Annotated in this window: 21 protein-coding genes; 12 read left to right on the forward strand and 9 right to left on the reverse strand. The window is 45.3% G+C overall.

The annotated features are described in order from the left end of the window. The first annotated feature begins 9 nt into the window (after positions 1-9). The 3 genes from MHN02_RS01320 to MHN02_RS01330 all read left to right on the forward strand — a co-directional run bounded on the left by MHN02_RS01320 (position 10) and on the right by MHN02_RS01330 (position 4,384). Complete coding sequence (locus MHN02_RS01320; RefSeq protein ID WP_239244236.1) at positions 10-1,098, forward strand: efflux RND transporter periplasmic adaptor subunit; 1,089 nt, start codon at positions 10-12, stop codon at positions 1,096-1,098. Between the two features lie 96 nt (positions 1,099-1,194). After that, complete coding sequence (locus MHN02_RS01325; RefSeq protein WP_239244238.1) at positions 1,195-3,240, forward strand: TonB-dependent receptor; 2,046 nt, start codon at positions 1,195-1,197, stop codon at positions 3,238-3,240. Positions 3,241-3,253: 13 nt separating this feature from the next. Continuing rightward, on the forward strand, positions 3,254-4,384 hold the full coding sequence (locus tag MHN02_RS01330) for a PepSY-associated TM helix domain-containing protein (RefSeq protein WP_239244240.1): 1,131 nt from the start codon (positions 3,254-3,256) through the stop codon (positions 4,382-4,384). Here MHN02_RS01330 and MHN02_RS01335 read toward each other — a convergent pair. Together MHN02_RS01335 and MHN02_RS01340 are read right to left on the reverse strand one after the other, a co-directional pair. Then, the gene (locus tag MHN02_RS01335; protein ID WP_239244242.1) at positions 4,362-5,792 is read right to left on the reverse strand and encodes a sensor histidine kinase; all 1,431 of its coding nucleotides are present in this window, start codon (positions 5,790-5,792) and stop codon (positions 4,362-4,364) included. The two genes, MHN02_RS01330 and MHN02_RS01335, sit on opposite strands and share 23 nt — an antisense overlap. Continuing rightward, entirely contained in the window at positions 5,789-6,478 is a 690-nt protein-coding gene (locus MHN02_RS01340; RefSeq protein ID WP_014977663.1) for a response regulator transcription factor, read from the reverse strand. The genes MHN02_RS01335 and MHN02_RS01340 overlap by 4 nt, the downstream gene beginning before the upstream one ends. A gap of 289 nt (positions 6,479-6,767) precedes the next feature. Here MHN02_RS01340 and MHN02_RS01345 point away from each other — a divergent pair, with 289 nt between their 5' ends. Then, on the forward strand, positions 6,768-7,880 hold the full coding sequence (locus MHN02_RS01345; RefSeq protein ID WP_239244244.1) for an MBL fold metallo-hydrolase: 1,113 nt from the start codon (positions 6,768-6,770) through the stop codon (positions 7,878-7,880). A gap of 21 nt (positions 7,881-7,901) precedes the next feature. Here the strand turns inward: MHN02_RS01345 and MHN02_RS01350 are convergent, their stop codons facing one another. Continuing rightward, the gene (locus tag MHN02_RS01350) at positions 7,902-8,552 is read right to left on the reverse strand and encodes an MOSC domain-containing protein (protein WP_049585691.1); all 651 of its coding nucleotides are present in this window, start codon (positions 8,550-8,552) and stop codon (positions 7,902-7,904) included. A 335-nt stretch (positions 8,553-8,887) separates the two neighbouring features. Here MHN02_RS01350 and MHN02_RS01355 point away from each other — a divergent pair, with 335 nt between their 5' ends. The 5 genes from MHN02_RS01355 to dnaB all read left to right on the forward strand — a co-directional run bounded on the left by MHN02_RS01355 (position 8,888) and on the right by dnaB (position 13,209). After that, positions 8,888-9,463 carry an RNA polymerase sigma factor gene (locus MHN02_RS01355; protein WP_239244246.1) on the forward strand — a complete coding sequence of 192 codons (576 nt, stop codon included), beginning with the start codon at positions 8,888-8,890 and terminating at the stop codon, positions 9,461-9,463. Further along, a complete protein-coding gene (locus tag MHN02_RS01360; protein WP_014951110.1) occupies positions 9,456-9,968 on the forward strand; it encodes a hypothetical protein in 513 nt (170 codons plus the stop codon). Before MHN02_RS01355 ends, MHN02_RS01360 begins: the two co-directional genes overlap by 8 nt. Before the next feature lie 13 nt (positions 9,969-9,981). Then, positions 9,982-10,983 (forward strand): DUF4097 family beta strand repeat-containing protein, encoded by a 1,002-nt coding sequence (locus MHN02_RS01365; RefSeq protein ID WP_014977658.1) that lies wholly within the window; start codon positions 9,982-9,984, stop codon positions 10,981-10,983. 254 nt (positions 10,984-11,237) lie between these two features. Further along, complete coding sequence (locus MHN02_RS01370; RefSeq protein ID WP_014951108.1) at positions 11,238-11,708, forward strand: hypothetical protein; 471 nt, start codon at positions 11,238-11,240, stop codon at positions 11,706-11,708. A gap of 115 nt (positions 11,709-11,823) precedes the next feature. After that, a complete protein-coding gene (gene dnaB, locus MHN02_RS01375; protein ID WP_014951107.1) occupies positions 11,824-13,209 on the forward strand; it encodes a replicative DNA helicase in 1,386 nt (461 codons plus the stop codon). A 126-nt stretch (positions 13,210-13,335) separates the two neighbouring features. Here the strand turns inward: dnaB and MHN02_RS01380 are convergent, their stop codons facing one another. From MHN02_RS01380 to MHN02_RS01400, 5 genes are all read right to left on the reverse strand, one after another. Continuing rightward, on the reverse strand, positions 13,336-14,532 hold the full coding sequence (locus MHN02_RS01380) for an OmpA family protein (protein WP_014951106.1): 1,197 nt from the start codon (positions 14,530-14,532) through the stop codon (positions 13,336-13,338). A 101-nt stretch (positions 14,533-14,633) separates the two neighbouring features. Next, complete coding sequence (locus MHN02_RS01385; protein WP_014951105.1) at positions 14,634-15,071, reverse strand: secondary thiamine-phosphate synthase enzyme YjbQ; 438 nt, start codon at positions 15,069-15,071, stop codon at positions 14,634-14,636. Continuing rightward, entirely contained in the window at positions 15,061-15,525 is a 465-nt protein-coding gene (locus MHN02_RS01390; RefSeq protein ID WP_014951104.1) for a chemotaxis protein CheX, read from the reverse strand. The genes MHN02_RS01385 and MHN02_RS01390 overlap by 11 nt, the downstream gene beginning before the upstream one ends. After that, positions 15,515-15,988: a transcriptional repressor gene (locus MHN02_RS01395; protein ID WP_239244248.1), complete on the reverse strand. Its 474-nt coding sequence runs from the start codon at positions 15,986-15,988 to the stop codon at positions 15,515-15,517. The genes MHN02_RS01390 and MHN02_RS01395 overlap by 11 nt, the downstream gene beginning before the upstream one ends. A 35-nt stretch (positions 15,989-16,023) precedes the next feature. Beyond that, a complete protein-coding gene (locus MHN02_RS01400; protein ID WP_014977657.1) occupies positions 16,024-16,488 on the reverse strand; it encodes an Rsd/AlgQ family anti-sigma factor in 465 nt (154 codons plus the stop codon). Between the two features lie 161 nt (positions 16,489-16,649). Here MHN02_RS01400 and nudC point away from each other — a divergent pair, with 161 nt between their 5' ends. The 3 genes from nudC to MHN02_RS01415 all read left to right on the forward strand — a co-directional run bounded on the left by nudC (position 16,650) and on the right by MHN02_RS01415 (position 19,490). After that, a complete protein-coding gene (gene nudC, locus MHN02_RS01405) occupies positions 16,650-17,483 on the forward strand; it encodes an NAD(+) diphosphatase (RefSeq protein ID WP_014977656.1) in 834 nt (277 codons plus the stop codon). Positions 17,484-17,751: 268 nt separating this feature from the next. Beyond that, positions 17,752-18,843: a uroporphyrinogen decarboxylase gene (gene hemE, locus MHN02_RS01410; protein WP_014951100.1), complete on the forward strand. Its 1,092-nt coding sequence runs from the start codon at positions 17,752-17,754 to the stop codon at positions 18,841-18,843. Between the two features lie 23 nt (positions 18,844-18,866). Further along, positions 18,867-19,490, forward strand: a complete 624-nt coding sequence (locus MHN02_RS01415) for a hypothetical protein (RefSeq protein WP_014977655.1) — start codon at positions 18,867-18,869, stop codon at positions 19,488-19,490. Between the two features lie 62 nt (positions 19,491-19,552). On the opposite strand, the gene queG is transcribed toward MHN02_RS01415, so the two are convergent. After that, entirely contained in the window at positions 19,553-20,695 is a 1,143-nt protein-coding gene (queG, locus tag MHN02_RS01420) for a tRNA epoxyqueuosine(34) reductase QueG (RefSeq protein ID WP_014977654.1), read from the reverse strand. Between the last annotated feature and the right edge of the window lies 1 nt (position 20,696).

The following is a 20,696-nucleotide window of genomic DNA, read 5'->3' on the forward strand; positions in this document are numbered from 1 at the left end:
AAGACAACCATGAAAGCAATGACTTCTACTCTCGCCCTTAGTGTGTTTGCCTTATTTGCAAGCAGTGTATCGTTGAGCGCACAAGCACAGGATAGCAATCAACCACCGCCGGTGCTGGTACAAATAGATGAAGCCAGAGAGCAAGCGATTTCACAACTAACCTGGGTTCCTGGAACGGTACTAAGCGTTATCGATGCGAACCTTGCTTCTGAGGTAGACGGTCGCATCACTTGGATGGCAGATGTAGGTGATGTGGTGAAAGCGGGGGAGCCTTTAGTTAAAGTCGACGATACTCGCTTAAGCATTACCCGCAATCAAAATGCCTCAAATATTGCCAGATGGCAGTCGCAGGTTGAACTGTTTACCAAACGACTCGCGAGGTACAAAAACCTTCAGGCCAGTCAAAACACGTCCAGAGGCGAGTTAGAGGAAGTGGAAGCAGACTTAGAGAATGCTAAGCAGGAGTTAGCGCAAGCCAAATTGGATTTAGAATTCACCGAGTATCAGATAGCACAAAGCAGTATTCGTGCTCCCTTTACGGCTTTGGTGGTTGAAAGGCAGCAGTCGCCGGGCGAATACACTGGGGTAGGGCAAACCCTGCTTCGCGTGGTAAACCCTGATAGCGTTGAAGTTCAAGTGCGCGCACCGCTCAACGTATTACCCTATATTGCTAACGGCATGAGCGTTAGCGTTCACAATAACGTGAACCAAGTAGAAGAATCTATTCGTGCCATTGTACCGGTAGGCAACAGTACATCGCGCATGATGGAGCTACGAATTGCCATCAACCCCGGTGACTTTCCTATAGGCAGTGCAGTGCGCGTGGCGCTGCCTAGCAGCGATACTCATGATGGTGTCACCATACCCCGCGATGCACTGGTACTAAGAAAGTCGGGCACCTTTATCTATCAGCTCAATGAAAATAATGAAGCGGAGCAAGTTAAGGTGACAACCGGGGTGGGGATGGGCGATAGAATTGAAGTGTTTGGCGATGTGAACCCGAAGCGCTCGGTTGTGGTGAGAGGAGCTGAACGTCTGCGTGCAGGCCAGAAAGTACGTTACAACAATGAGCGTGAGTCTTTGACAGCGAAGAACTGAGAGAATTGTAACAAATGTAAAAGTGCTATCCATTTAGACTAAAGTTAATGAGAATGTTTCTTATTTGTAATTGTTGATTATCAAATGGAGACATCCTTGAAAAAGTTAGTTTTAGCCAGTGCAGTATGCACGCTATCCAGTCCGGTAGTATTTGCGCAATCCCTAGAAAGCCAGAATGAAGAAACCAAGTCTATAGAGCGAGTTGCTGTGGTAGGCGCAGCAACTAACTTGAGCATTACTGCCGAGGATATTGAGCAGTTTCAGGCAAACGATTTAGCTGACGTTTTTAGAGAGTCTCCGTCGGTCAGCGTTGGCGGTTCAGTAGGTGTAGCACAGAAAATCTTTATCCGTGGACTAGAAGATGCCTACCTGAATGTAACCGTAGATGGCGCGCAACAAACCTCAACCCTATTTCACCATATTGGCCGCGTAACGCTAGATCCCGATCTTTTGAAGCAAATCGATGTGCAGGCTGGTGCAGGTGAAGCAACCAGTGGCCCAGGTGCCATTGGTGGTTCAATCCGCTTTAAAACCAAAGATGCGCAAGATTTATTGAGAGGCGACGAACAATTTGGTGGTCGAGTAAAAGCGAGTTATTTCTCAAACGAAGGTACGCGATATAGCGGCAGCCTTTATGGAAAGCTAAGTGATTCATGGGGCTTGCTAGGTTATTACAGCACGGTTGACAGAGATAACTTTGAAGACGGCGACGGCAACGAAGTGCTGGGTACTGCCGCAGATCAAGATCTTATGTTCCTTAAAGCCAGTGGTTACATTGCGGATAATCAATACCTTTCAATAAGTGCAGAGCAGCGCGATGAAGAGGGTGAGTTTTCGGCAAGACCTAACTGGGTAGTACTAGAAGGTGCCCCACTTTATCCTAGTGAAGCAGAGCGTGATACCTACGTAGCGAACTTCCGCTTTGACCACAGTGCATTGGTTTTCTTAGAAGCCACGGCATACCAAACTTCATCATCGTTCCGCGGCGGCCGTTTCGATTTCTTGTCTGATATCGATACCTATGGTTTTGATATTAGAAACACCACCGACATTTCAAACCACGTATTCACCTACGGTATCGACTATCGTAAAGATGAGGTAGAAAGTGGTCCTGGCGTAGGTCCTGTGCAGAACGCAGAAGAAGGCAGCGTAATGGGTATTTACGCGCAAGCTCATAGCAATATCACTCCAGAGTTGTTGTTGAGCTACGGTGTTCGTTATGACGACTTTGATTTTCAGCAACAAATCTTGATCGATGACTATTACGGCACACCCGTTACTGATGAGCCATCTGGACTAGACGACAATGAACTTAGCTTTAACGTCGGTCTTGAATATCAGCTTACCGAAGCTTGGACCCTTGGTCTTGGTTACGCAGAAGCGGCGCGCGGTAAGCAAATTGGTGATGGTTTCACGCTTGACGAATACTTATATGATGGTGAGGACGTTCCCGTTGTAGCCAGTGACGTGGTGCCTGAAACTGTCACCAATATTGAAGCGTCAATCGAATACAGCGCGAATAACCTTAATGCGCGCCTTAGCGCCTATGAATCTACTATTGATGATGTGCTATTTAGCGGTTATCAAGGCAACTCGGTATTTAATAATATCGGCGACCTAGAATCATCTGGCGTAGAGTTTAACCTTGCGTATCGCTGGGACTCTGTTGACGTGTACTTTGGGTTTTCAAGCGTAGACGTTGAATTGATGCCTCGTGAAGATCTGTACAGCGTACCCTATAACAGCATCGATATTAACGGATACGAGTTTGTTGGCTTAGGTAATAGTCGCGGTGATACGTGGGTACTTGGTGCAGATTACACCGTTACTGCAGACATTAGCGTTGGCTTTAACATCACTATGGTTGACGACATCAACATAGATACACTACATCAGGCCTTGGAAAACGGTTGGACCGACTCGCTTTATTCACTTAACAAAGCAGACTATACCCTAGTGGATATTTATGGCGAGTGGGAAGTCACAAACGACCTTCGCTTAAATCTGGCGGTAACGAACTTGTTTGATGAAGCGTATATCGACCATTCAAGTGTGGGTGACTACAGCGAAGTATTCCCAAGCGTTATTGGTCCGCAAGAAGCTGGACGAGATATTCGTTTGTCTGTGACTTACGATTTCTAAGCAACGCCTTTAGATGAACTTTTCCACGTTTAAAAGGTGGGTCTTTTGGGCCCACCTCTTTGCTGGCTTATTGGCCAGCATTGTCGTTTTCATTATGGCTTTTACCGGTGTATTACTCACTTACGAGCGCCAGTTCAAAGAGCTAAGTGAAATGGCTTATGCACAAACGATTGATATCGAAAAATCGGTAATCTCGACTGAGCGGGTTGTATCAATACTTCGTGAAAAGCATCCTAACGAAGCGCATATTTTTGTTCGATGGGTCAATAGCGAGGGAGCGGCAATTCCCGCATGGGCCGGCGAACACAGCTATCTTATTCACCCCTATACCGGAGATATATTAAGAGAAGGAGAAGGGGTCGTTGAAGAAGCATTTCATGTCATAACTGACCTGCATCGATATCTTTTAATGGAAGGGGATTACCAATTAATTGGCAAAACCATAACGGCTTATAGCAATCTTATTTTTATTTTTTTGCTGTTATCGGGAGTCATTATATGGTTGCCCAAACACATATCGAAAAAATCCTTAAAGCAGCAAATGTGGTTACGGCAAAAGTACACTAATAAACAGCACCGTCGCCGACATTGGCATTTTGTTTTTGGTATGTGGTCACTGCCTTTTTTAGTTGTGATTGGACTAACGGCTACCCTGTTTTATTTTGAGTGGGCAAACAAAGCATTGTATGGAATGTACGGTGAACAAGTCCCTACTCGCGAAAAGAAAGCTATGCCTGAGACGCTAGACGCCGACGTTGTCAGTTACGACACGCTATTTACCAAAGCTCAGCAACACGCCAATGAAAATGGCTATCAGGATTGGTATTCCATGTGGATGGAAATTGGCAAAAGTGAGGGTGTTGCACGGTTTTATATCGATAAAAGTATAGGGCACCGGCAAGAGTTAGCGTATTCACTGTATTTCGACACGGAAACCGGTGACATCACTAGGACACTTTACAAAACCGATTGGCCCAAAGGGAGTCAGGCTTGGGGTACCTCCCGCTTTTTGCACACGGGAGAATACTTTGGCTTTATAGGGCAGACCATCGCAGGGCTGGTAAGCTTGCTTTGCTGTATCTTAGTTTATACTGGCACACTACTTGGTGTGCAGAGACTTCTCAATTTGCGAAAGCAGCATTAAAAGACTTAGGCAGGGTAATGGTTACGACTAGCCCTGTTTGCTTTGTAGCACTAGCGTCTCTATGTAATGCGTTGTCTTTGATTAGTGCAGCGCGATTTATCGCCGAAATGTCGCCGCCCACAGCGGCAATTTGACGTTTCGCCAGTGCAAGCCCAAGACCAAAGCCAGAGCGCTTTGCGGCATGTACGTAGTTTTTGGCTGCCCGTGCCTTGTCTACCCTGAAAAAAGGTTCGAATATGGCGTCTAGCATTGATTCAGGGACGCCGGTGCCTTCGTCTGTAACCGTGATAACATAGTTATTGTTATCGCCGGTCAGCGTTAAACTCACCTTGCTTTGCTCAGGGGTATGACGCAAGGCATTACGAATAATATTTTCTAACGCCTGACCCAAAGCAAGCTGGCTGCTCTTTTCAATATTCGCGCATTCAGGTGTGTCGACATGCAAGGTTCTATCAGGGTATTCAAACCGCGCATCTTCACAAATAACATTGATAAGTTCTACCAAGTCAAAGTCATCGCTGTTCAATTGTGGCGATTCTGTATTTAGCCATGCAAAGGTTAGGGTATCTTCAACAAGCTCTCTCATCGTGCTCGCTTCATAACGCAGGCGTGAAAGTGCTTGTTCACGATTAATGTCTTGCTCTACAAAGTCTATTGCCATATCAATGCGGGCAAGAGGCGTGCGAAGCTCGTGAGAGAGATCAGCAAGCAAACTTCTTTGATTATAAATGAGACTGCTGGTTCTTTGGGCCATCTTGTCGAACGTTTGGGCAAGCCCAGTAAGTTCGTCATTTCGCTTGGGCATTGCAGCCATTGCACGGGCTTCAAAATTGCCATTTGCGAAATCTTTTGTGGCATTTTCTAATTGCTTTAGTGGCGTCATTAAGTGTCGATACAGCATAAAACTCAACAGACTTAATATCACTAGAGGTAATGCAATTTGAAGCGTTAAGCGTGTGGCGAGCAATAACGAACCTGGGCGCATACGCTGTGGAAGTTGAATTAAAAAGTGCGTATTGTCATCGACGAAGGGGACTTCCATCACAGGGTTTTCAGAAAAGTACAAATGTATTTTCCATTCGGGGCTGCGGCCTATTTGAAATCGGTCAACAAACTCATCTAACATTTGGGTGTCAGCGAATGTGGTCATTTGGGAGTTAACTACGGCAAGCCACGTGTCTTCCTTTGTCTTCACTTCTTGCAAAAAAGCAGCTAACGCTTGTTCTCCATCCTCCAGGTAGATTTTCTCCGCTTCTTGACCATAGGAATAAAGGGTTTCTTGATGAGCTTTATCGATAAAACTCATGCTGGTCTCGGTATGATTGGTAAGCCACGCGATGGCCCAAAATAACAGAACAGTACCAACGGCAATAAATGCGCACAGTCGCCATAGCAGTTTATTTTTCACGAAAAGCGATATCCTTGGCCGTGGACAGTGGCAAGGCGTTCAGGGGGCATGCCAGTCTCAACGAGCTTTTTGCGTACTCTAGACAAATGCATATCTAAGCTTCGGTCGTACCTCGAAAAGGGTTTGTTAAGCACGCTGTGATAAAGAAATGCTTTGCTCAACGTTTCCCCTTTGTTATCTACTAACATCCAAAGAAGCTTAAATTGTATTGGCGTGAATTCGAGTAGTCTTGAGTGGTATTTGGTAACTTGCTGAATGCGATTTAAATAAAGCACATCAACAATGATTTCCGACTTTTGCGTGCCTGAGTCGTTTAGTGTTTTGCTGCGTCGCAGCAGTGCGTCGATGCGAAGCATCATTTCAGTAAAATTGAAGGGCTTGGGTAAGTAGTCATCTGCGCCCTTACGGTAGCCTTCAATCCTTTCTTGCTCGGCACCTGACGCGGTGATCATCATAACCGGTGTTTGCTTTATTTGCCTTAATTGGTTTAACAGCGACAAGCCGTTTAAAGAGGGAAGGCGAATGTCGAGTAACACAAGGTCAAAGTTCTCCTCAAGCACAGCTTGTAATCCAGCATTACCGTCACTTTCGTGGCGAGTGTCAAATCCTCGAGACTGCAACAGCTGTGTGATTTGTTCACTTAACGTCGCGTCATCTTCAACAATGAGTATTCGGGTTTTACGCATAATGGCTTCAGGAAAGAATTTTAAACATACTATTAATAATAGTTATCATTTGCAACTAATCGGTTTGTGACGATAAATGGGGCCGCTAACGCGCGCTTTTATATTGTTACAAATTTACTGTGGTGCTGATGGTTTCTCGCTTTACAATAACGGTTAACAGCTATCTTAGTGCTTGCGCTAAACTGCGGTGCTCTTGATGTCTGCACAATTGAGTAAATAAAGCATAGACGCAGCAGTCAACTAAGCGCTTTGCCTCCTAGGTTAGAGCTACAAGGACACGATCTTAAAAATGGTAATGAGTTTAAAGAAGTTAACGACGTTGTCGGCGTCGCTAGTAGTAGCAGGAAGTGTCGTTACTGGTTGCGCCAGCTCTAATCATGTTACTCAGATAGAAGGTGAAAATGCTGTAATCAAGCACGCCAATGAGCCTGGGTATGAGGACAGATTCAGCAATATTTACGACAGTTTTAAAGCATACCCCGTCACGTGCACTAATGATTGCTACCCAGCGTCTGCCAATATTGAATGTGAAAGTGACATGCAAAATTGTCAGTTCGTTGGCAACAACCCGACAGTGAACTCGCACACCGGCTTTAATGTCACTTGGTTAGGGCACGCAAGTTTTTTACTTAACACCGCAAGTGGTGAGCAAATACTTATTGACCCTGTGTTTGGGCAGTTTGATTGGCCCGTTAATTGGGCTTTTCGATTGGCGGAGGGGTTCAGCCGCAATGAACCCGCTGAGGTAGGTGAAGACAAACTCGCACAAACCGATGCTGTGGTTTATTCCCATATTCACTATGATCATTTCAATAAAGCCGATATTGCCGAATTAGGCACAAAGCCCGAATATCTTGTTCCGTTAGGTTTCGCAGAGCACTTCCCTAATAGAGGCTACACCATTAAAGAAATGGCGTGGTATACCAGCAAAAACGTAGGCAAAACCTCTATTCACTTCGTGCCTGCCCATCATTTCAGTAACCGAATTTGGGTGCCTTATTTGTACGAGGACGACAATGCGACACTGTGGGGTGGTTGGGTATTTGAGAGTGAAGGCAAAACATTGTTCTTTGCGGGGGATACGGGATATTCACCGCACTTCAAGGATATTAAAGCGCGCTTTGGTGAAATAGATGTTTGCCTGTTACCTATAGCGTCTTATTTCAGCGAAACCTCACCTAAATGGTATCGCAAGGTACATACTACGCCAGAAGATGCCATTGTTGCGGCCCAAGACCTAGGCTGTAAAGCCGTAGTGCCTTGGGGCTATGGAAATGCCAGCTGGATGATGGGTGACAAGACGTCACATTCTGCGCTATTTCGTCTTATGAAAATGAAGAAGCAGCTAAACCCTGCAATGCCTTGGGTTATTTTGAATGAAGGTGAACAGGCGTCTTTTTAATTTAAGCTACGGATAAATGGCTTATTTATCCGCAATCTTATCCGCAATTTTTTGGCATTTTCCGCGCCATTCGTCATCAAGCGCCTCAAGATTCGCTAGCTTTTGGGCCAGGGCTTTGTCTGCTTTGGTATGGGCGCATTGCATTAGGGTGTGAACATTAACGGTATCGTCCTCACGGTGCAGTAGTGTTACTTCGTCGCCAACACTGATGGTTCCGGTTTTAATAACCCGGTAATACCAGCCAGTGATACCTCGTTCTCCGACAAATCTATCTAAATTGGGCACTTCGAAGCGTTGCGAGATTTTATTGCAAGGGGCACGGGGTGCGCTTACTTGCAGTTCTACCTCGCCGAACTTCCATATATCGCCGATATAAACGGTAGCATCGTCCATGCCCTCTACACTGATGTTTTCGCCAATGCTGCCCAGCGAAAAGTCGCCTTCAGGAAAATGCTTTCTTAATGTCAGATAGTTGGTCGGGTTGAACTGATGCAGCACTTTCTCCGGTCCACCGTGAAGCCGTTTGTTGGCCTGTTCGTCTTCATCGGTTCTGTCCATATGCACCGTTAACGCGTCGACGGGGGCTTTAACAATACTGCTTGGTGCCCCACGAGGGCCTAGCGGCTGAGGTTTTCCAGCAAACAGAGCGTTAACAGAAAATGAGGTAGACATGGCATCTCCAAAAATTATTTTTGTGCATTTAAACCTTTCTACTATAGGGTACGACTAACCTTATAACACTAACAAGTGCTTATACCAGTCCGCATAGATAATAACACACTCAGCGAGACTTAAAATGTTCGTAATCGCGGCGTGTTACCGCAGGTATAGTGGTTCTACACCAAGGTGACACAACAAAGAGTACGGACATTTTAAACTCGCCCTTCGGGAAGGTCTGGCAAGCTTCCTAGCTGCATTCTGGGAATTTGAAAGGGAACAGCAGTGGGCAATTATCTATGCGGATTGGTATTTTGCTAATCAACACGACAAATAACAAAGAGAAAAGAATGGAACACACACAACAACGTGTTGTACACGCCAATGTGGTGTTTGGTAATAAAAGCGAAAATGAGCTGATATCTAAAGCGAAAAAGGGCGATAAGCAGGCGTTTCGGTCCCTTTACGATGAACATATTGGGCGAGTCTACGCGCTTTGTTACCGGCTTACAGGTGAAAAGGGAATGGCAGAAGATGCTTCGCAAGAAGTCTTTATTCAGCTATGGAAAAAATTGGATAATTTTGATGGGCAAAGCCAATTTTCCATATGGTTACACAGTGTTACGGCAAACATTACCATCTCTTATATGCGCAAGCAGAAAGGGTGGGTGCAGCGCATGTTTAACTTGGAAAACAGCGGCATTAACGAGATGCCGGCTGAAGAAAACAGCACCGATGTGGATTTAGAAGCATTAGTTATTCGCTTACCCGAGCGAGCCAGAATGGTTTTTGTCCTCCATGCAATTGAAGGTTACAGACATGAAGACATTGCCAGCATGTTGAACATGGCAGTGGGCTCAAGCAAAGCACAATTTTTCCGTGCTAAGCAATTATTGAAAGATTTTATGGGAGTCGATGATGAGTAATTTTGACGACAAGCTTGCTCAGCATATTTCTGGGATATCAAAAGAGAAGCAGCCAGAACGAGATTTGTGGCGAGGTATTGAACTCGGCATAACATCGCAGCAAGGCGACGCTTCACAAGACGACGCTTCATCATCTACGGTTACATCAAAACAGTGGATGGCGATAGCCGCAAGCGTTTGTTTAGTTACTGTATTGTGGTTTGCGGCTCCTTTTGCGTTTAAAGCTGATGAAAGTCGAAGCGATGGCTATGCCTTGATTGACGCAATGAGTATGCAGCAGCAACAACAAGTGAATAGTCTTCTTGCTAGTTATGAAAGTACAACAGCGCTAACGGAAGATTGGCAAGAGCAATTGAAAGAATTGGACGATGCTGCAGATGTTATTAAAGCGGCATTAAAGGACGATCCAGACAACTCAGCATTAATCAAAATGCTGCATCACGTATATCAACAGCAGATTGCCTTAATTGAGCGAGTGCACGCGCCAAAGTGGCAGCAAATTTAATAAGGGTTTAAAGATGAATATAAATACGAAAAGCACATTTTTGCACACGTTCATGGCACCTTTGGGGGCCAAGGTATTACTTACTACTGCGCTGCTAAGTATCGCTACTGCGGCGTTTGCAGGAGAAAAAGTAGATAAGACCATCGACACATCGTCTTCGCCGAAAGTGGACATTGAACACATCAACGGAAAAGCAGACATCCGAGTTTGGGATAAGTCTCAGGTTCGTGTCACCGGTGAACTGGGCGATCAAACTGAAGAGTTTATCTTTGAAAGACGTGGAGATGTCGTGGTTATACACGTTGAAGTCGAGCGCCACTCAAAGAGCTGGTTTAATAAAGGTAAAGATGGCGACGACCTTGTTATCTATATACCTTCAGCAAGCGACCTTCACTATACCGCGGTCAATGCTGATCTTATTGCAGAAGGTATAACAAAAGCAGTAGATGTTGAGGTGGTAAACGGCGACGTAACCCTTAAAAACATAGGTGAGCGGGTTGAAGTTGAGTCGGTTAATGGCGATATCGTGCTTGAGAATGTGAGAGGCCGTTTAGAGGCGGAAACAGTGAATGGCGAAATTGAAGCGTCACACTCAGGAAACACGCCAGTGAGCTTTGCGTCAGTTAATGGCAAGCTCGACATCACTTCCGATAGCCCAGACGTATCAGTAGAAACCGTCAACGGTCGAATCGATGTGTCTCTTCAAGCGGTAGACGTACTGCAAATCAATACGGTTAATGGAAGGACTTACGCAAGTTTAGGTCTTAATAAGAACGGTAGCGTAAAAGCGAATTCTGTAGGCGGTGCGATGGAATTTGTCTTTCAAGATGGCGTATCGGCACAATTTGATATTGAGACGCACGCTGGCGGCAACATTGTAAACAATATCAGTGATGAAAAGTCGCAAAAGCCTAAGTATGGCCCAGGTAGCTGGCTACGCTTTATCCACAACGGTGGGGCTGCAAATGTAGACATCTCTACGGTACACGGGCGAATTGAAATAGACCAAAAGTGAATAAGCTATAGGCAACACAATTGAAACTTTAGGTTGAAAAAATGAATTTAGTCCACATTTATTAATCAGACATGTGGTGATTAATGAAAAGCTGCGAGTGATCGCAGCTTTTTTTGTTTGGTCGCTAAAAATGTGTAGCTGAGCGTTTGTAAGTAACAAAAGTGCGTTTTAATGGCTCTTAGTTACAAGTTAGCGGACCTGCACGCTTCACCCACATCATCACATGGTTTGTTATTTTTTGATTGGAGGTTAAATTGAGTATTGTTGGACACGTCAAAAGGTTTTGGCGATTTCATAGTCTAATTATTGGTGCGTTTGGAATATGCGCATTTACGCTAGGCTGTGCTGTTCAGGAACCCGCTTATTACGAAGGTACTTGGGTGGTGACTAAGGCCTATAATGTAGGTGTTTCAGCTCACTCATCAATAGAGTCAGAAAAGTTCTTGGGTCGCTCGGTAACCTATGCTTCAGACTCGGCTAAACTCGATCAGGCATTCTGTGAGTCACCGGTGTATTCAACGAAAAATATCAGTAATCAAGATTTTTATGCTGCTTTTAAAGCCTCTCCATCATCGCTCGGCTTTAGCGACGACAAGATTACTGAAGTAAGTTTGTCGTGCCTTGATAATTCAGCAATCATGGGTTCTACACTCATTTTTCAGGAAGGTGGCAGCGCCTACACCTTGGTTGACGGTACGTTTTTAAAGCTGGAGAAAACGCTTTAAACGATGTTGTCTTTTTGCGCTTTCGCAACAAAATGACGACTTCCTTTGTTGAGTGATGGACGTTAAAAGCGCATAATATCCAACTGACTTTTGTGCATTGGAATAGGTTTCACTCGTGGCGTCTGCGTCTAAAAACGATAAGAATGTTGAAAAATTGAAGGTTCCACCTCATAGCATTGAGGCTGAGCAATCTGTTTTGGGCAGCATGCTTATTGACCCTGAAAGCTGGGACAAAGTCGCGGAGCTTGTTACCGATAACGATTTTTACAATCGCTCACACCAAATTATCTTTCGTGCTATCACTCGACTACTAAACAGTAGCCAGCCAATAGATCTTATAACAGTATCAGAAGAGCTGGAAAAGCATGATGAACTGGAAGATGCTGGTGGTTTTGCCTACTTAGGTGAACTTGCCAAAAACACGCCAAGTTCTGCGAACGTTGTGTCTTATGCGCAAATTATTAGTGAGCGCGCGATAACCCGAGAGCTTATTGGCGTGGCGCATGAAATAGCGGAAGTTGGGTACAACCCCGAAGGCCGTGACAGTGCAGACATTCTTGACCTGGCCGAAAGTAAAGTATTTGAAATTGCCGAACGAAGAACTGGTGAAAACGAAGGTCCTCGCGATGTCGAGTCTATCTTAGGGAAGACCATTGACCGTCTAGAAGAATTGGTGAAAACCAATAAAGATGTTACCGGTGTTACTACCGGCTTTACCGACCTAGACAAAATGACCAGTGGTATGCAGCCCTCTGACCTTATTATCGTGGCGGCTCGTCCATCGATGGGTAAGACCACCTTCGCCATGAACTTGATTGAAAACGCCATGATGGCAGAAGACAAACCTGTACTTGTTTTCAGTCTTGAGATGCCCTCAGAACAAATCATGATGCGTATGTTGGCGTCATTAAGCCGCGTTGACCAAACCAAAATTCGTACTGCACAGCTGGATGATGAAGATTGGGCACGTATCTCCAACACCATGGCTATGCTCAAAGACAAAGATTGTTTGTTTGTTGATGATTCATCAGGCCTTACACCAATGGACGTGCGAAGTCGCGCAAGAAAACTCGCTCGCGAACGCGGTGGAATCAGTCTCATCATGGTGGATTATCTTCAGTTGATGCGCGTACCTTCTCTTAGCGATAACCGAACATTGGAAATTGCAGAGATCTCTCGCTCATTGAAAGCATTGGCTAAAGAGCTTGAAGTACCGGTAGTCGCCCTTTCACAGCTTAACCGTACGCTAGAACAACGCGCCGATAAACGTCCAGTTAACTCTGACCTTCGTGAGTCTGGCTCAATCGAGCAGGATGCCGACCTTATTATGTTTATTTATCGTGATGAGGTTTATCACGAAAACAGTGAGTATAAGGGCATTGCAGAGATTATTATTGGTAAACAGCGTAACGGCCCAATTGGTACCTGTCGACTTACGTTCCAAGGTCAGTTCTCACGATTTGACAACTATGCAGGCCCTGCCATAGCCGACGAATACTAGCCCCTCTTATAGCGACTAAAGGCTTCGACCGCGGCCACGGTCTACATTTTAAGGGTTAACAAGTCAAAGTATTTCAGACACAAAAAAGGCGCCGTAAGGCGCCTTTTTCAATTCATATACAATGAATTACTTTTCTTCAGCTACTTTCACTGTGTCTTTAACTGTCACTGAAATGCGACGGTTAACACGGTGTGCTTCAGCATTCTTACCATTGTCTAGAAGCTGAGTTTCGCCGTAACCGATAGTCTCTAAACGAGAACCTTCGATACCGTACATGTCTACCATTACTTCTTTGAAGTTTGCAGCACGACGCTTAGAAAGGTCCATGTTGTAAGCTTCACTACCTGGTGCAGAAGTGTGACCTTCAATTACCGCAGTTGTTGAAGGATACTGCTTCATGAACTCAGCAAATTCAGAGATTTCTGGATCTTTTGGCATTTTAACTACAGCACTTTCGTTGTCGAATAGAACGCGTAGTGTGATTTCTACTGTCTCTTCGTCAAATACTGTACAACCTTTTGCATCAACTTTTACGCCAGCTGGTGTATCAGGGCACATATCTTTGCTGTCTACAACGCCGTCGTTGTCCGAATCTTTAATTGCACAGCCAGTTGCATCTACTTTAGTGCCAGCTGGAGTGTTAGGACACTGGTCAACGTTGTTTAGAACGCCATCGTTATCATCATCGATGCTACAACCATTTGCGTCAACACGAACACCCGCTGGTGTCATTGGGCACTGGTCTTTGCTGTCTACAACGCCATCGTTGTCGCTGTCTTTAGGTGCGGCAGGAGTGCCTTTACCAAATGGGATCGCGATACCAACTTTAACACTGTAGTCATTGTAATCTTCACCGAAGTCGTGATAAGCAGCGATTTCAGTAACAAGTTTAACATCTTCGTGGATGTCCCAGTGTTTTCCGATACCGATGTTACCAAGCGTAGTTGATTCGCCTACTGCTTGACGCTTAACACCACCAAAAACGAACCATGCATCATTTGGCATGAAGTATAGTGCGTCAACACCAACCATTTCACCGCTTTCATCACCGCCGCCTGCATAATCAAGGTCTAGGGCTGTAAATTCAACACGTGCTGCCCAGCTTTGAGTAAAACGGAAACCGTATTCAAAAGCTACGCCACGACCATCGTCGTAAAGGCCGCCGTCAGTTAGATCTAACGGACGTGAGTCGTCAGTGTTGTAATACATGCCAGACAAACCAAACCAGTTTTTGTACTCTGGCTCAGAAGAGTCTTGTGCAAATGCATTAGTCGAAGAAATTACAGCAAGAGATAGCGCTGCCATTTTAAAGTGTTGTTTCATAGTCACATCCTGTTTAACGTTGAGTGATTATCGATTTTTGATAATTTTGTGTTGTGCTTAACGTTTAACGCTAGCACAAATTGTGCCATTTATAATATGGGTTAGGCTGCGATCCCTTGTAATGTGGCAATAATTGTTCGTCTTCCACCATGATCTCGGTGTTCGCCGAGCATGATACCCTGCCACGTGCCAAGTGCAAGCTTGCCTTGTTGGACAGGTATAGTAAGTTGACACCCTAGTATACTCGATTTTAAGTGAGCAGGCATATCATCTTTACCTTCATAAGTATGCCTGAAAAAAGAAAGCTCTTCTTTTACACTATGGTTGAAGAACGCTTCCATATCATGCCTCACTGTAGGGTCGGCATTTTCATTGATTGTCAAACTAGCGCTTGTATGCTGAAGCCATAGGTGCAAAAGGCCGACTTCAACATGACGAATACTGGGTATTGCAGATTCCACCTGCTGTGTTATCAGGTGAAATCCTCTCGGGTAGCTGTCGAGTGTAATTTTTTCAGACTGCCAGAAATTATTTGTCAAAACAGATTTCCAAATGCGCTAATCCTTCGTCGCACATGAAAGGAAGAATAATTTTAGCACCATCAACCTGGTGACTAATCGTATGTTGCTTTCCTGATACAACGATGGGTGTTGCCATTCCAAACTCGTAACCCCGCTCAGCAAGGTCTCGTTTTGCGTTACCGCAAATCATGTTGGTAACTTCGCCAACCATGTCGCCTACTTCTGCATCAAGCTTCTCAGGGCGCTCGCCAACCATTCTCTCCATTATGGTCAGGGCCAAAGACTCGTCAAAAGTAATAGACATAGAGCCGCGAACGTCAGGGCCCACCATGCCAATTAGCCCCGATACATCGCCTTTGGCGATATCACTTTGTTTGCGCTTGGGCTTGCCCGGGGTCAATTTAGTTTGAGCCATGGTTTCAAGCACGTTCAAAAGACCAGCAATAAACGGGTTCACAAAATCAGCATTCATGTACACTCTCCTGGGCAGTGTGATCTTCCGTTTGTTGACAATCGGCACATAATCCATGGGCCTCTATAGTTTGTTTCGATACTTTGAATCCGTGTTGCTTTGCTTGGCTATCAAGGGTCTCTTGAAGACCTTCAGATTGAATTTCAGCAACATCACCACAGCTGTCACAAATTAGAAACTGAACAGGGTGGTTACAACCAAAATGATAGCAGGCCACAAACGCATTGGTAGACTCTAAACGGTGAATAAACCCAAAATCGAGAAGAAAATCAAGGGCGCGATAGACTGTCGCAGGTTTGGCACTAGACTCTGTTTCTTTCAGTGAGTCGAGTAGTTCATAAGCACCCATAGGGCCGTGCTTTGAAACAAGAATTTCGTACACCTTTTCTCTAAGCGGTGTGAATCTGGCGCCGCGTTGCTCGCAATAAGCCCGTGCCTTATGAATAAGTGTGGTTTTGTTCATTGATGATAACCGTAAACTCGACTTTCATTGTTATATTAAAGCGTCACTTCTGGATCACGTTTTTTAGTGTGTACATGAGCTATTAACTCATCTTCCAAGGCAAAACGCTCTTCTAATGTCTCACCAAGCTTGGCTAGCGCTGAGTCAAATTCAGCTGCCTGCTCGGGCGTTACTGCTTGTGCAAACGTATCATTAAATGCGAGTGCTGCGTCAGTGGTTTTTGTCAATCTGGGGTAAAGTTTATCTCGTAGTGCAAGGCCTTCATTGTCGTTTTCAACCAACATATCGAAAACCTCAAAGTGTCCTACCGACAAATAATCGAGTAATGCGCTGCAAAAGTTGTCTATTTCATCTGGGTCAGGTAAACACTCGCTTCGCTTGTTAATACCTGCTAGTTCACAGAAAGAAACTAACAGTGCCTGTCTGTCCATTAACCAGCGGTCAATAACCTGGCTTTTCCCGCCCCATTTTGATTTAACGCTTTCTAACTGTTGCAACATTTTGATGTGTTACCCGTTTAGCGACAATAAGTTTCAGTATAACACTGTGCACTAGCGACACAAATTTTGCGCGAAAAAGTTCGTTTCAAAATGTATGGTGGCGATCTATACGCTCAGTATTTAGTGTAGTATGAAGCATTAAAGAACAGGAGTGATGTGCAATGATGATAAAGTTGGATGAGACGAAACTAGCTGCTCAGCAAGCCCTGTGGGTAGTTTTTAGTCGCGGCAAAATTGTAGTACAAGAATCGTCTGAGTCTATCCCCGTTGCTTTCCTGAGTGATATTCCATTTTTAGCATCTTATGTCGATGAAATTCATCAACTTCCGCCGCTCAATGAGACGGCGCATAGAGACCTGCCCGTATATGTTGTTGATTTAGGCGCTGAGCATGTTGACGAACCCGGTTGGGAACGGGTATCGCTTAGACAGCTTCTTTTTGCCGAATACGATATTGCCTTTTCCGTTATTGGGCGAGCCTGGCAATACATCCACTTCTTGCGTACTCATCAATTTTGCGGGCAATGTGGAGCCAAGACTGAACGCGTAGATTGGGAAATGGCAATGCATTGTCACCGCTGCCAACATCGCAGTTATCCAAGAGTGTCTCCCTGTATCATTGTTTCTATACACGACAGCGAAAAAATATTGTTGGCCAAAGGCGTTCGCCATCGAGAATCTAATATGTATTCAACTCTTGCTGGCTTTGTAGAAAGTGGTGAAAGTCTGGAGCAAGCGGTCCACAGAGAAGTTTTCGAAGAAGTTGGCGTTAAGGTTAAAAACTTGCGCTATTACAATAGTCAGCCATGGCCATTTCCACATTCCTTAATGGTCGGGTTTATTGCCGAGTATGACGAAGGGGAAATTCGTTGTCAGGAGAACGAGATAGATGATGCGCAATGGTTTGATATAGATGCGCTGCCGACTATTCCACCGAAAGTGTCTATTGCGGGACAATTAATTGCTGAAACGGTGTCTCTGATCGGCGACAAATAAAAAACCCTGCCGAAGCAGGGTTTCAATAAGTTTAGCACGGTCCCATGTAGGGCTTCTTTTCTTTAACGGTTATAGTAATAGCAAACACTCACTTTAAGTGCAAGCGTCTTTTTAAAGTAATGTTCAAGTATTGTTTGTCTTTAATAATCGACACTACACCGATTTGTCGTTAAAACATTGATTTTTTAATACAGGTTTTAGCACACCTTAGTTAAGAATACTGGTATACTTTCGCGCTCAAATATCTTCAGTAATTTAGGTGAGTTATATGTCGCAAAATTTCCCCAGTGTTGATAAGCCCGCGTTAAAGAACGATCGTTACTTACGTGCGTTACTTAAGCAGCCGGTTGATGTCACACCTGTATGGATGATGCGACAAGCCGGGCGCTACCTCCCAGAGTACAAAGCGACTCGTGCAGTAGCAGGCGATTTTATGTCGTTGTGCAAGAATGCAGAACTTGCATGTGAGGTGACGCTACAACCTTTACGTCGTTTTCCTCTCGACGCTGCAATTCTCTTTTCGGATATTTTGACCATTCCAGATGCGATGGGCCTCGGTCTTTACTTTGAAACAGGTGAAGGCCCTCGCTTTAAAAATCCAATCACGTGTAAAGCGGATGTGGATAAAATAGGCCTTCCTGATCCAGAAGGTGAATTACAGTACGTAATGAATGCCGTTCGTACTATTCGCCGTGAGCTTAAAGGTGAAGTGCCATTAATTGGTTTTTCTGGAAGCCCTTGGACACTCGCGACTTACATGATTGAAGGTGGTTCAAGTAAAGCCTTTACCAAAATCAAGAAAATGGCATTTGCTGAGCCAGCAACGCTTCATGCGTTACTAGCAAAACTGGCTGATTCTGTTACTGAGTATTTAAATGCTCAAATCGCTGCGGGCGCGCAGTCAGTCATGGTATTTGATACTTGGGGTGGCGTGTTATCTCCTCGTGACTACAAAGAATTCTCGCTTCAGTACATGGAGCGCATTGTAAGTGGGCTGACCCGTGAAAATGAAGGCCGTAAAGTACCTGTTACCTTGTTCACCAAAAACGGTGGCATGTGGCTAGAATCGATTGCGGCGACAGGCTGCGACGCAGTAGGTTTAGACTGGACTATCGACATTAAAGAAGCGCGTGCGCGCATTGGCGATAAAGTTGCACTTCAAGGTAATATGGATCCATCAATGCTGTATGCTCAACCGCAAAGAATTGAGCAAGAAGTGGCGTCCATTCTAGAAGGTTACGGTGAAGGTAGCGGTCACGTATTTAATTTAGGTCACGGTATCCATCTAGACGTACCACCTGAAAATGCAGGCGTGTTCGTTAATGCGGTACATGAACTTAGTAAGCAATATCACAAGTAAGCGACTTCGATAAAGGAAGTAAAATGAAAACGTGGCTTGTGTTGTTGCTGATAGCGTTTGCATTGATAGCGGGGTATAAATTTTCTGGCTATCAACACCAACTCAGTGAATCCAATGCAGAAAAAGAGCGACTAACCAATGTGTTAGCGCGCTCTCGTGCCACCGAAACGAGTGAGCTGAAAGTTATTAAGCCCGCCGCCAAGTTGGTTTCAAATGAAACAGGTGCGGTGCTCTTGGATACAAGCGTTACGAAAAACGGCGAGATGAATGTTGCCCCCGTTGCTGAGAATGTCCAAATCATGGCGCCAGAGGTTTTCTACACGAAAACCGAAGGCTCACTCAATACGTTTTTTGCGCTGCCGCCTAACAACGAGCGCTTTGTTTTAGACTCGATAAAATGTGAGAACGGACATTGCGAAATAACGGGTGAGTATGACGGTTCTGAAACTGAGCTGTCGCGAGTTATTGAAGCATTGGAACAGGAACCGTGGTGGGAATTCGGCTCGCCTATCATAACCACGCAAGTGGCACAGCGAGGCCTCAAACTTAACGTTTCTTTCGCCGCATCCCATTCGCCAAATGCTCGTGTGCGTTATCGGAATAGCACTCAGGCCGATTTAAACAGTCAGCTTGCCTCAGCGGGTTAACCCCAAAACGTGTATATCGCCAATTGAATTCGCGGTATGCCTTATTCAAGCGTGTACTGGCGTTAGGCGTCTCTTGGTAAGCCTTTTTCAATTACGCGAATAAGCCGCGCTTGCTGCCTGTTTTTTGCATCAGACGCTTGTTGCTTCTCTTGCTGCCGCCTAAGGGCCCAATCAATATGTCTGTCCACCAAGTCACTCACGCTCCCTCGTCTTTCTTTCAAAAGCAGAATGCTTTGTTCATCATACGGAGCGTTTCCTAACGCAACGGCAATATTACGCTGCCACTTCTCAAAGCCAATCCGCCTGATGGGAGAGCCTTCCGTATTGCGCAAGAAGGTTTCTTCAGACCAGCCGAAAAGCGCATTGAGACTTTGGCCGTGTAGCACTTGTCGCGGGTGGAAATCTTCTTCACTGGTAACATCGGCAAAGCGATTCCAAGGGCAAACAAGTTGGCAATCGTCACAGCCATAAATGCGATTGCCCATCATGGGGCGCAAATCTTCGGGAATATCTTTGTCTGATTCAATGGTGAGATAGGAAATACAGCGACGGGCATCTACTTTATAAGGCGCAACAATTGCATTGGTCGGGCAGATGGTTAGACACGCCGTGCAGGTGCCGCAACCCTCTTCAATTGGTGAGTCAGTAGGTAATGGCAAATTGATGAACAGCTCACCTAAGAAGAACCAAGAGCCGGCTTCTTTGTTGAGTGTCAGGCTGTGTTTCCCCGTCCAGCCAATACCCGCTTTTTCAGCAATAGCGTGTTCCAATACGGGGGCTGAGTCTACAAACGGGCGATATTGGGTATGCGCCAGGGATGCGGTGATTTTCTCACCCAATTGCTTCAGACGTTTGCGCAGCACTTTGTGGTAGTCACGGCCCAATGCATAGCGGCTGATGTATCCTATTTCTGGCTTTTTTAAATGCTTAGCAAACGAGGCGTCAGGAGGTAAGTAGTTCATGCGAACGCTGATAACCCGTAATGTCCCTGGGACCAACTCATCAGGCCGGGCACGCTTCATCCCATGACTCTCCATAAAGGCCATGTCACCGTGATACCCATTGTCTAACCATTCCCGAAGGTGTGCCTCGTGCTGATGTAGATCAATATCGCTGATGCCAACCTGCTGAAAGCCTAGCGCTGTACCCCAAGCCTTGATATTGTTGGTTATTTCAACAAGGTCGATAGAACTAAATTCGGACATG

It is taken from the genome of Alteromonas sp. CNT1-28 (genome assembly GCF_022348345.1).
Taxonomy (GTDB): Bacteria; Pseudomonadota; Gammaproteobacteria; order Enterobacterales; family Alteromonadaceae; genus Alteromonas; species Alteromonas macleodii.

Coding starts and splice junctions, on each gene's coding strand:
- queG (WP_014977654.1), bottom strand. CDS start 20,695: ATGTCCGAATTTAGTTCTATCGACCTTGTTGAAATAACCAACAATATC.
- MHN02_RS01380 (WP_014951106.1), bottom strand. CDS start 14,532: ATGAAACAACACTTTAAAATGGCAGCGCTATCTCTTGCTGTAATTTCT.
- MHN02_RS01345 (WP_239244244.1), top strand. CDS start 6,768: ATGGTAATGAGTTTAAAGAAGTTAACGACGTTGTCGGCGTCGCTAGTA.
- MHN02_RS01400 (WP_014977657.1), bottom strand. CDS start 16,488: ATGTTGCAACAGTTAGAAAGCGTTAAATCAAAATGGGGCGGGAAAAGC.
- MHN02_RS01340 (WP_014977663.1), bottom strand. CDS start 6,478: ATGCGTAAAACCCGAATACTCATTGTTGAAGATGACGCGACGTTAAGT.
- MHN02_RS01350 (WP_049585691.1), bottom strand. CDS start 8,552: ATGTCTACCTCATTTTCTGTTAACGCTCTGTTTGCTGGAAAACCTCAG.
- hemE (WP_014951100.1), top strand. CDS start 17,752: ATGTCGCAAAATTTCCCCAGTGTTGATAAGCCCGCGTTAAAGAACGAT.
- MHN02_RS01330 (WP_239244240.1), top strand. CDS start 3,254: ATGAACTTTTCCACGTTTAAAAGGTGGGTCTTTTGGGCCCACCTCTTT.
- MHN02_RS01365 (WP_014977658.1), top strand. CDS start 9,982: ATGAATATAAATACGAAAAGCACATTTTTGCACACGTTCATGGCACCT.
- nudC (WP_014977656.1), top strand. CDS start 16,650: ATGATGATAAAGTTGGATGAGACGAAACTAGCTGCTCAGCAAGCCCTG.
- MHN02_RS01415 (WP_014977655.1), top strand. CDS start 18,867: ATGAAAACGTGGCTTGTGTTGTTGCTGATAGCGTTTGCATTGATAGCG.
- MHN02_RS01355 (WP_239244246.1), top strand. CDS start 8,888: ATGGAACACACACAACAACGTGTTGTACACGCCAATGTGGTGTTTGGT.
- MHN02_RS01390 (WP_014951104.1), bottom strand. CDS start 15,525: ATGAATGCTGATTTTGTGAACCCGTTTATTGCTGGTCTTTTGAACGTG.
- MHN02_RS01395 (WP_239244248.1), bottom strand. CDS start 15,988: ATGAACAAAACCACACTTATTCATAAGGCACGGGCTTATTGCGAGCAA.
- MHN02_RS01360 (WP_014951110.1), top strand. CDS start 9,456: ATGAGTAATTTTGACGACAAGCTTGCTCAGCATATTTCTGGGATATCA.
- MHN02_RS01320 (WP_239244236.1), top strand. CDS start 10: ATGAAAGCAATGACTTCTACTCTCGCCCTTAGTGTGTTTGCCTTATTT.